The 10467-nt window shown below is 53.4% G+C and carries 10 protein-coding genes, 1 tRNA gene and 1 pseudogene; 5 read left to right on the top strand and 7 right to left on the bottom strand.

The window, feature by feature from the left end; all coding sequences use genetic code 11:
- The first annotated feature begins 8 nt into the window (after positions 1–8).
- Positions 9–85 (top strand) — tRNA-Pro (locus BOP96_RS02220).
- 170 nt (positions 86–255) lie between these two features.
- On the opposite strand, the gene BOP96_RS02215 is transcribed toward BOP96_RS02220, so the two are convergent.
- Entirely contained in the window at positions 256–1575 is a 1320-nt protein-coding gene (locus tag BOP96_RS02215; protein ID WP_060765296.1) for a site-specific integrase, read from the bottom strand.
- On the bottom strand, positions 1572–3458 hold the full coding sequence (gene mobH, locus BOP96_RS02210; protein ID WP_060765297.1) for a MobH family relaxase: 1887 nt from the start codon (positions 3456–3458) through the stop codon (positions 1572–1574). Before mobH ends, BOP96_RS02215 begins: the two co-directional genes overlap by 4 nt.
- A 77-nt stretch (positions 3459–3535) precedes the next feature.
- Between mobH and BOP96_RS02205 the strand changes: the two genes are divergently transcribed.
- Together BOP96_RS02205 and BOP96_RS02200 are read left to right on the top strand one after the other, a co-directional pair.
- Positions 3536–4153, top strand: coding sequence for a hypothetical protein (locus tag BOP96_RS02205; RefSeq protein ID WP_170949786.1), 618 nt, complete (start codon positions 3536–3538; stop codon positions 4151–4153).
- A gap of 238 nt (positions 4154–4391) precedes the next feature.
- Positions 4392–4736, top strand: coding sequence for a DUF3742 family protein (locus tag BOP96_RS02200; RefSeq protein WP_060765298.1), 345 nt, complete (start codon positions 4392–4394; stop codon positions 4734–4736).
- A gap of 43 nt (positions 4737–4779) precedes the next feature.
- Here the strand turns inward: BOP96_RS02200 and BOP96_RS02195 are convergent, their stop codons facing one another.
- Genes BOP96_RS02195 through BOP96_RS02175 form a run of 5 tightly spaced genes read right to left on the bottom strand, consistent with a single transcriptional unit; the run spans position 4780 to position 9449 of the window.
- The gene (locus tag BOP96_RS02195) at positions 4780–6315 is read right to left on the bottom strand and encodes a conjugal transfer protein TraG N-terminal domain-containing protein (RefSeq protein WP_060766622.1); all 1536 of its coding nucleotides are present in this window, start codon (positions 6313–6315) and stop codon (positions 4780–4782) included.
- On the bottom strand, positions 6312–6692 hold the full coding sequence (locus tag BOP96_RS02190) for a hypothetical protein (protein ID WP_060765392.1): 381 nt from the start codon (positions 6690–6692) through the stop codon (positions 6312–6314). Before BOP96_RS02190 ends, BOP96_RS02195 begins: the two co-directional genes overlap by 4 nt.
- Positions 6693–6700: 8 nt before the next feature.
- On the bottom strand, positions 6701–8086 hold the full coding sequence (locus BOP96_RS02185) for an integrating conjugative element protein (protein WP_373420025.1): 1386 nt from the start codon (positions 8084–8086) through the stop codon (positions 6701–6703).
- Positions 8083–9024 (bottom strand): TIGR03756 family integrating conjugative element protein, encoded by a 942-nt coding sequence (locus tag BOP96_RS02180; RefSeq protein ID WP_057725835.1) that lies wholly within the window; start codon positions 9022–9024, stop codon positions 8083–8085. The genes BOP96_RS02185 and BOP96_RS02180 overlap by 4 nt, the downstream gene beginning before the upstream one ends.
- Positions 9021–9449 (bottom strand): TIGR03757 family integrating conjugative element protein, encoded by a 429-nt coding sequence (locus tag BOP96_RS02175; RefSeq protein WP_081088260.1) that lies wholly within the window; start codon positions 9447–9449, stop codon positions 9021–9023. Before BOP96_RS02175 ends, BOP96_RS02180 begins: the two co-directional genes overlap by 4 nt.
- A 208-nt stretch (positions 9450–9657) precedes the next feature.
- Here BOP96_RS02175 and BOP96_RS02170 point away from each other — a divergent pair, with 208 nt between their 5' ends.
- Entirely contained in the window at positions 9658–10086 is a 429-nt protein-coding gene (locus BOP96_RS02170) for a LexA family protein (protein ID WP_060765465.1), read from the top strand.
- Positions 10076–10414 (top strand): annotated as a pseudogene (locus tag BOP96_RS02165) (Y-family DNA polymerase); the annotation flags it as partial. The gene BOP96_RS02170 and the pseudogene BOP96_RS02165, both read left to right, overlap by 11 nt.
- Positions 10415–10467 lie beyond the last annotated feature (53 nt).

Genomic DNA, 10467 nt, shown 5'->3' with positions numbered 1-10467 from the left:
GCGCATTCCGGGGTATAGCGCAGTCCGGTAGCGCGCCTGCTTTGGGAGCAGGATGTCGGGAGTTCGAATCCCCCTACCCCGACCATATTTAATGAAAAAAGGCGTCTTTATGGCGCCTTTTTTTGTGCCTTGAGCAAAGTCGTGCCGTTCGTCGGGAAAAAATCCGGATTTCGACTTGGTGCTTTATTCCGGGCATGCGAAAGCCTCTGGCCAACCAGAATTCCCTATAGCCAGTGCGCTTTGATTATGAGCGTACTAGGGCGATGCTCTGGAAAATGATGAGCTTCGCATTGAATGCTCAGTTGAGGTGCGTTTCCTGAATGTGCCGACACCAAGCCCGCTCGCCATTAGCGTCAATAGTAGACTCTGCTCTACTTGATCTACTGGTGGTTCCATAGAGCATGTCATTGACTCGCGATGCAGTTGCGCAGATGCGAGCTCGAGAGCCTTCTGTAGCGCGCTTCGGCCAGTCGACTTGGTCCGCCGATCAATACTGACCTCTGTGCTGCTAGATTGTTGTGGAGCTGGCAGCTTCTTGGGCTCTGGTTGAGCGGTTTCCTGTGAATGCACACCTATTTTGGCGGGTAAGGGGGCAGAGGGTGTGCCACTTGGATCAACCCGCCTCACTCGGCTCAGAGCGCCCTGAGTCAGACTCCGCTCATGCAGAACAGCACGCATATGGTCGTAGTCCGCCTCGATGTAATTCATCGTTGTCGCTAGATTCGAGTGATTCAGCAGGCTTTTCGTGAGATGAATGTTTCGCTCAGGCTGCTTCATCAGGTCTGTTGCTAATGTGTGCCTGAAGCGGTGAGGGGTCATGCGCACGCCGATCTTATCGGTGAGCTTGCCGTACATTGACTCCACCTGGTCGATGTTCATTTCCTTGCCATGGAAGTGACGAGAGAATCTGTTGACGTTGAACAGCTGATCGTCTGGTGAGAAACCGATTTTCTCGGCCTCTCCCAGGATCCTGGATAAGTGTGGAGCGAGTCCTTCCATAATGGGGAGGAAAAACTCCCGATGGGTCTTCTCTGTTTCACCTCGGACCAAGATCATCTGGCTGTCCCAGTCGATATCTTTGTAGCGCAGGCACAGCAGGGCATTCAGACGTATGCCTGTGTAATAAAACATCTCGAAGACGCTGAGCCAGAACCAGGCAGGTGTGATCTGGCTACGTTCATGCGTACAACGTTCTTGGCCTACAAGGGATATGAGCCAGTTGCGTGCTCGTTGGATGGCGTCTCCATTGATTGTCTTGCTGGCTCGCTTTGGTGGGATAACGCTGGTTTTCTTGAATGGGTTGATCGTGGTATGGGTCATCAGGCCGTGTTCTATGGCGTAGCCCCAAACAGTTCGAAGGTGATTTGAATAGGTGTTCCAGCTGCGTTTGGATAACCCGCTCTCAAGGATTTTTTTTCGCCATGTCAGAACCGCACGATGATCGATCTCCTCAACTGAGGCCGTTCCGAAATGCTTAAGTAGTGCTTTGGTCGAGGCACGATAGATCTTTGCACTGGCAGGCCGCAGATCATGGGCAAAGATGTATTCCTCCGTCAGATTCGAGGGCGTCGTCATTGTGGCGGCTCCGTTACTTCTGACTTCAAGGACAGGCTGATATTGTCGAAGGGGACCTCAGAGAAGATTGTTCGCGGGTCTAGAAGTAAGTACCCCTTGAGCTGCTTGGATTTTCGAGGTCCAACAACGTCGCAGGTCCAAATATTCAGACTCTTATGTGTTTTTCGATGAAGTTTTTGTTTCTCGAAACTGCGCTGAACAAGCTGCCAGGCGCTGACTTGCTGTACCTTGGCCTGCTGTTCGATGTGGGGGAACTCAAGGACGTAGCGCTTGAATATTCCAGGCGTTACCAGCATAGCGGTCCCTGCTACGGTATGAACTAGCGCTTTGGTGTCGTTGATAATGATGGTCCGGGATGCGATGCCTTTCTTAAGCCATTCAACAAATCCCTGACCGATCTCGGTGTTATTGCTAGGCATCGGAGTGACTTCTTCGATTATTGCTAAAGGCGCACCTCCTTGATTGGAGGTTTGGGAAGGCTGGATGTCATCCAGTTTCGGAGGCGCGGTATGTGCCGCTGAGACCTCTTTATTTTTGGTGTCTTCTGATGGCTCATTGATATTACCAAGGAGCGCCAGTAGCTCGTCAAATTCATCGGTACTGCTCGAGGAATGCTGCGGGTGGTCGAACGGTGATGGCTGTGCCGGTGCTAAAGGCGCCGGCACAGGGCTGGATTGAATGTCCGAAGGCAATTTTTTTGCCGGTGTGGCGATGTTATTTTCAGCTGCAGAGTCTTCTGCCGGGTTGCCAGCTTCCACCTCAAGAGTCCCAGCGTAAGCTGCGGGCCGATCACTTGGATCATTCCAGATCAGTGCCGGTGAGAGCTTCAGCAGGGTGAAGGTGTTTCGCCAGCCACGACCATTGTCTATCGTGGCTTTCCAGATTGCCTTGTCTTGGGCATTGGTTTGGATTACCCCCTGATCTTGCAGCATGTTGAAGAAAGGCGCATTCGAACTGGGTACACCTTCAACGCCTTGGGTCAGCAAATAGGCTCGCAATTGATCAGCAATAGGCTTACTAACCAGCCAAAGAGCATCCTGTGTCAGCCAACCATCTGACGGTCCATCGGGTTGATTCAGTTTGAATGTATCTCGGACCAGGTGACGCAACCCATCTGCCAATTGACGCTGCAAAGACTGTTTGGGCGCGGACAGCGCGCGGGCTGGATTTCCCCCGAGTTCCTGTGCGACGGACGCCTGATCGGCCTTGACCACGATCTCTCCCAAAATGCCGGCATGTTCGTACTGACCAGCCAAAATGAAGATTAACTGCGACCACACTTCGGGGAAATTACTGAGCCAATCTAAGATTTCTGAGGAGAGGATCTGCGCGTAGATCAGTGCGGCAGCGGCTCCGTGAAGTTGGTAGTTGCGTCCTTTCACGTAGCGGAATCGATAGGGACGATCGATTGGACCGTGCCAGGGGTGCCAGGTTTTACCTCCTACCAGCTCGACGTGCACGTCGACGGCGATCTTGCCCAGGTCGTGTATAAGAGCGCCATAAGCCGCGGCGGCAGTCCAGGCCTCAGCCTGCGCTGATTGAGACTCCGGCGGTGCGCCTATAGGTAGCAGGTAGCTCTGTCGAATTTTCAAGGCATAGGCGACGATTTCAAGCCCGTGATCAAGCATGCCGCCAGGGTGCGCATGATGGTGGTTTTGCGAAGCTGGGAGCTGCTGGACCAACTCCGCGTAGCGCTCAAGTGGACGCCGATAGAGTTCGACAAACTGTGAGCGAGATAACGATGCGCGCTGCCAAATGTTCTCCAGTAGTTTCTGACGGCGTGGCGATGCCAGTAGTGCTTGGCTAGAGGTCGGCTGTATAAAACCGTTAGGGGAGGGGCTTTGGGCGGGTAGCCCTTTATTGCGGCGGAAAATAGAGAACATCGCCTGCTCCGTAAATGATTCATGGGGCAGGCTTTTCTCCTATCAAAGGGGGAGCGAGCAAGGGGAAAGGATCACTGGTGGTCTCGGGTATTTCTTTTGGCGAAGAGCCATCTTTCTATGGTGGTGACGGAGAAAGGAATGCAGAATTATCGTCGTTTCGGTCTAAGGGCACGGTGCCGCAGATCGACCATGTGAGGAAAAAAATGATGGTTTCACTTCGCTACGCTACGAAATCAACCTCAGATAATGTTTGGGCACTTTGTGATTTGATACGTGACAATAAGTGTGACGAGATCATTCTTTTTGCTAGCGTAGGGAATGATATTGAGGATGAAGAAGCAAGGTGGAACAACAACCTTCCTCTGGTTGTCGCCTTAGCTAAATATATTATTCCTCACGTTGATAGCGTCTTGGTCGTTTTTGATGGAGTGTTTCTAACCGCTGCGCGTTCCGCTCGTTATGGTGAAGTACGTGAACTGCTGGATGTAGCTATTGCGTCTGACAAGGTTTATTACTCTGGGCAGAGAGCCCCACTTACTAGCGAAATGACGCCTGATCAGGCAGTTTCAACGCTTCTCCATTTAGGTCCTATCCAACCCTTGACGTCTGAATCCAGAGCCGTTTACTTTTCTTTGCTTAGTAATTTGACAGAAGCCGAGTTAGTTGAAAATTTTCCGACTCGGGAGATGCGTTGATGAGATTGGACCTTTTTCCCGCTGAAAGCGGCCCTTTCGGGTAAGGCTTTTACCCTTGTGAACCATTCCATTCGCTTCTACAGAACCCTTTACCTTTTGGGCCATTTCTGCAGCGAAAATGGGACGGCGCTAGGTGCCAAGGGTAACGGCCGTTTGTCTCATGATCTTGCGGCAGAGAAAAAACGGTATTATAAGTAATGTCATATCGCCCCTAGATGGGGTTAGAAGGAGACGCACCATGACCACTCAGACCTCTCAGGGAGTAGCAAGTCGCTTAGGCTATGGCCTGGGTCAGGCTGCGCGCCTCGTTTGGTGCAGTCAGAGCCGCACGTTGCGTTGGGTCAAGCGTTTGGCGGTGGCGTTGGTGCTGTTGTATTTTTCAGTGGGGATGTTTCATTGGATTGCCAGTGTATTCATGGGTGTCCTGGCCACAGTACTGATATTGCTAGCAATCGTGAAAGGGAATTTTTCTGTCCTAGAAGGTCAGCCTGGGGCCGTTGAGTCGGAAGATGGCTTTCGATACGGCCTATCTGGTTATGGTCAATATTCGAACGGTGCACGGATTGACTCTGATGATGAATAGTTGAGGATGCCGCTAACACATCCTCACTAACTTGACCAATCTTCTAAGTTTTTTTGCTTGAAATGTCACCCAGGGCCTGTTTCGCTAGTCCACCCCCTTGGGAGCCAGCTTTTTGAACCCCATCTGTACCTGTTTGTAGCCCACCCAGTACTGAGCCTGCCTTAATTCCCGCCCAACCTAGGGCGCCCATCCAAAACACAGGCAGAATAATGAACATTGCTCCCATCACGAAGTTTAAAATTGCATCCTGAGTGGCAGTGTTCAATCCCATTACAGGATCAAATGAAAGATATGGTGATCCTGCTCCATACAATGCATCGAGTATTGTGCTGTCTACCCATCTTGCTAGTTGAAACCAGAAGTCTACGAAGATCAGGGCAAAAAACGTCACGGTCAAGGTCATAGCAACTTGAAGTTGGTAAGCTCCGACGATTAATACCAACGGAATGCAGATCACCATCGCCATTTTCAAAAAAGCCATGACCATCGGTAGCGCTTGGCGAACCATGTCCATCGCTGGGAAATAGGCCATAGATCCTAATGCAACTCCAAGAGTCCCCGCTGCCCGGGCTGCTCCATTCCACACGGTTCCGTTGATTTGCCCCCCGTAATCCGTATAAACATCCCCTTTCACCTGGTTCGACGGCGAGACCAGTTGCCGAACAAGCGAGTCAGTCACATCTTCCGGGGATAGCCACTTTGCCCAGCCGAGCATTTTGGTCATGAGGTCCGGCGACACTTGAGCCTTGATACGATCCCGCAGTCCCACTCCGCTATCCGACCACCATTGTTTGCAAGTTGGATAGCCTCCACCTCCACTCACTTGTGGTAAACCCACATCGCGAGATGCGCTATAGGGCCATGAGGCCCTTGGAGTTTTGGAGTAGTCTGTGTCGTAATACCCCGAGGTGTTCAATAAATAGTGCGAACCAATCCAGCTGAGTTCTTTTGCAAAACGAGGGTCATTCCCTTGCGCTCCCAATTCGGGTTGGCGCATGAATAATCTGGCACGGGAGGGACCGTAGCAATCATGCGTGAAGTCGCCAATTTCCTGAGCCAATAGCGGGTTGTTGATCTTGGTGTTGCTAACTTCCATGCGTACTTGCCGTAGGTCAGTTCCGCAGGGAATTGCTGCTACAGCGCCACTGGTTAATCCCTTTGATAAAGCGTGCATTAATGCCCACCACATGGGCATCTGGGCACTCTTTCCTGCCAGTGAGCTGAATGTAGTGTTCCAGCCTGTGTCTGTGGGTTTAGGTAAGTTGTATTGACATTGCTGAGCTCTACTCTGGTCAAATGCCAAGGTATCAAAACTCACATTGACGGCTGGTACAGCGAAGAATGCGACCACGATGTAGCCAACGTAGATATTGGTCTCGATACGTGCCAGTGAGAGAACGCCTTTGTTACCCTCATCGGCTCCCTCACCACGGACTTTCAGCCACTCTCGAATAACGATGATGCAGAAGGGGAGGGCGAATAGACCGGTATCTGAAATCATCGCCCAGATACCATTGTTGATGATCCAGCCGACCAACGTCAGGTAGTACTCTAAATAGTCATTGGTGTAGAGCGTCACAGAACACCCCCTACCTGATACAACACCTTGCTCAGTTCAACCATCAGAAATAATAAGATCACCATTATCTCGATCTTTAACAGTCCTTTGCGCCGTTTCGAGCGTTCTGAGTTCGATAACCGTGCCTTGAATTTGAACCAGGCAACGGTCAGTGCGATATAAAGCATTAGGCGCCAGGTAAAGAGCGGCCAATAGTGGTCGGTGCGCCAGGCTTGCCATTGCTCGGCGCTGTCGAACATGTTCATCAGGACAGCGCTGAGTAGCACTACGAGGGCGGCAGTCGCGAGCAAAACACCCAGAACAAGCAGAATGCTCCTCCCGGTTCGTCGAACCAGCGAGCGGTTGGGGGCGGCGACAGGCTCCTGCATTTTGGTCATGGCCTTTCTCACTGTTTGTTCTGTGCGGGTGACTGCAACTGGTCCAATCGATCCGTTTCTGGGGCTCCCGGGGACACACCACGAGAATCTTCGGCCCGTGCTTTGCTACGTTCAATGATGGTCAGAGGCGAGTTCTTCGCGAGCTGCTGACGCATGTCCAGTTCCATTTTGAGGTTGCCGATCTCCTGTTGCAGCGAGGTGCTCTGCTGGCCGACTGCCTGGACGGCGAGGTCATTAGCCGCGACGTTCGGTTCCCGGCTGCCCGCCATCAACGTGCGCTGCAGGGTCAGGGCTTTCTCCAGCACATCGGACAACGCGACTTCGGAAGCAAGCCGGCGAGCGAGTACGTCCTGGTCGCGCTCATCCTTGAGTGCTGCTACAACGCCTCGGGTGATGGGTAACGAGTTGCTGCTCGCTGCTTCCAGGTTTTCTAGCGACAGCGTTTTGCTTCCGCTCAGCAGTTCCTGCAGGGCCTTCAGCTTGGTGTCGTATGTTTCCTGGATCAGGGGCGTGAGGCCGACGCCTGCGGCTGTCACAGTTTTAGGGCAACTGTCACAGGTCTGCTGTTGTTGTTCACCCAGGACACGATTGGCAAAGGTGGTGGCTTCCTGGGGCGATGACCAGACATTGCACACCATGCCGTTGTTGCAGTTCGCTTTGCTGATGGATGCGGTGTCGCCGGCCGCGCGCTTGTTTAGGAGGTTGTAGCCCGCCTTGGTGACGTCGCCTACGATACGAATAGGCTTCTGACCGGAACCACCTGCTCTATCACCACCAACCCAAGTGACGCCATCGTTGCCACCTTTCTTTTCGACTTGTTCCACCGCCGATACTGCGTCCGTGTTGGATGTTAGCGCCTGACTCATAGCCTGACCTTCAGCAAGCTTGCCCCAGCCCATTTGGTTACCGGCGATATCCGCCATCTTTTCGCCAATGGCGCGGCAGGTGCCTTTGGAGCGGTCGAAGTCCAGGCGGGCCTGCAAAATGCCGTTGGTGATGAGGTTGTACAGCGCCGGGTTCGCACGTTGAAGAATCAGTGCCGGCAGCGAAGCCACGGCGCTGGTGGCGCTCTGTACCACCGAGCTCATGATGTTTTTGAAGCCGGAAGTGGCACCATTCAATTGGTTTTCAAGGGTTGTGCTCAGGCTCATGTTTCCGCAGATTAGATTGGTATTCCAACCGCCTCCCACAGAAATACTATCCATGTTGCCTGCGCTCCCCATGGTGACTGCGTTGCCGCCGCCAATGCTATACAGCACGTTGTCCCCGATGACGCTTCCGGAGGATGAGACGTTGATTGGATCAGCCGAGAGCGCTATTGCGCTGCTGAGGCTGCAGGCGAGCCCTATCGCCAAGGTAGTGAGTTTCATGCTTTGCTCCGATCGCTGTTTCATTGGAAGTCCGTACTGCCGAGGAAGGTCTGGCCACGACGCTGGCAACACGAATAAGGGCGCCAGAGTGCCCAGGCGTAGCCGCCATCCTGCGCATCGATGTTCGGACCGATGGTGGGAAAGGTTGCGCAAGTCGGGTTGAGGACTGGGGTGAGCTCTTGCCACTTACCAGTGGAGGCGTCACCTTCGCGTAGCGGCCCTGCAGGCCAGTAGCCGGGGTAGGGAAGGGCGAGCATCGGCAGGTAGACATGGACCTGGCCCGGGCGGGTAACCACGTCGCCGGCACGCTGCGCAATAACTGCGCCCGTTTTGTAGTCGTCGGTCTGGTTCAGAAAGCCGCTACGCGGGTAGACGTTCCCCCAGCTGCTTGCTGAGAGCAGGCTACCGACTTCACGCATGCCCGGAATGAGCGCTTCGGGATATACGGATTCCGGGACGCCGTATCGCCAAGCAATGGGGTCAAGGGTACTCAGAAAGTAAGGCACAAGCGGTAAGGTTGCGCCTTTGCATACATAGCCCGAGGCGCTGGCAAACTGACTCAACGCCGCTCCACCTGGATGGCCGATGACATCGGCTTCCTTAAATTTGATGATGTTGTTCTCGGCAACGTGATTGGTAGTGCCGTCGTTACCCGCTTGGGCCATCGGATTCGGGGTGCCAAGAGGTGACATCTCTATCCAGGGGTTCATCCCGGTATTCGCATAAGCAGACACCACAGCGTCCGGTACGTAGTGACGAACCTTGGTCGAGGTTTTGACTTTGCATCCGAATGGCGTGCAGAGCAGCCAATAGCAGATGCCGACCACTTTGTACTCCAGGCAGGTTGGTGACAGGGTCGAGGCAATAATCGCTGCCGAGTTGATCGCAGCCGATGCACTGAATGACAGGCTGAAAGTGATAGCCAGCGACAAAGGCCGGATCGCAAAACGTGAGCGTCTCATCGTGACAGGCTCCGTGCTCGTTCAATCAACGCGACGGCTTTAGCTACGTCAGGCTCGCCGTACACGACGTAGCTCCGATCTACGACCACGGCTGGGAGTTTTTCGACTCGCAGGCTCCAGGCGTCTGTGACGCCCTGCTGGGCTTGGGCCAGCTCGTTTTGCAGATGCTTCCCTGCAGGGCTGACCAGGTAGCGTTGAATGACCGCTTCTGCCTGGCGTGGATCGGCGGGTAGTTGGTTGGAAAGTTGTTCTTCAAGGCGCTGCTGATCATCCAGGAAGATGACGCGAGCGCCAGAAGGTGCGGATACTGGATGTGCTCGGTTTGTAATAACCCACGTCTCCGCGTGGGACGCAGTGGACAAGAACAGTAGCAGTGAAAACAGCCAGCGCCGCGTTTCGCTAAGGTGGGTAAGGATCTGGAGCATGGCACCGTACCTGATATGGATTCAGGTACAGAAGACCGGATGGCTGTCTTGAGCGCAGTAAGAAATAGGAATTTGGAAGCTTTGGGTATTTGAGAGCGACAAATTCGTGTGGGTTGGATTAGAGATGGCACTTGGTCGGCTCAAATTGACGACGCAGTGAGTACGCAGTTAACTGGCTATCCATACAGTAACTATTCAGGCCAAGTTTATGAGCGCGACCCTTCTTGGTCCCATCGCCGGCGGTGGCCATTCCCTGCCGATGTACTCCAATCCTGTCTCGGCTGGATTTCCATCGCCGGCGGCTGATCATCTGGAAAAGTTGATTTCGCTGGATGAGCTTTTTGAAATCCGTGCACCACACGTTTACCTGGCTAAGATCCAGGGCGACAGTATGCAAGGTATCGGTATTTTCAGCGGTGACCTGGTGATCGTTGACCGAAGCAAAACAGCCCGTCATGGCGATATCGTTATTGCGGCGCTCAATGCCGAGTGCGTGTGCAAGCGTCTGCACTGTCGAGATGGCCAAGTGATTTTGATGGCTGAAAATCCTAGATATCCCCCCAGGTACGTAATGGAAGGCGACGAGCTTGTGATTTGGGGTGTGGTCAACTACAGCGTGCGCGACCATGAGCGTTAAGGTCGACCTCAACCCTGCCTTGCCAATTTTCGCGCTCGCGGATTGCAACAGCTTCTACGCCAGTTGCGAGCGTGTCTTCCGACCGGACCTGGCCAGCACGCCCATCGTGGTATTGAGTAACAACGATGGTTGCGTCATCGCACGCAGCTATGACGCGAAACCTTTCGTCAAAATGGGCGCGCCCTATTTCCAGATCAAGGACACGTTGCGACGCCACGGCATCATGGCGTTCAGCAGCAATTACGCGCTGTACGGCCAAATGTCGGAAAGGGTCATGACGCTGATTGAATCGATGGTGTGTGACAGTGAGGTCTACTCCATCGATAAGAATAAGTTGCATACTGTGGACGCCCAAACGTAGATCTTGTCCCCATGGACATT

Source organism: Pseudomonas sp. FSL W5-0203 (assembly GCF_001896155.1).
GTDB classification, from domain to species: Bacteria; Pseudomonadota; Gammaproteobacteria; order Pseudomonadales; family Pseudomonadaceae; genus Aquipseudomonas; species Aquipseudomonas paracarnis.
The sequence above is the reverse complement of the archived record's forward strand: the minus strand, read 5'-3'. Positions and strand labels throughout refer to the sequence as shown.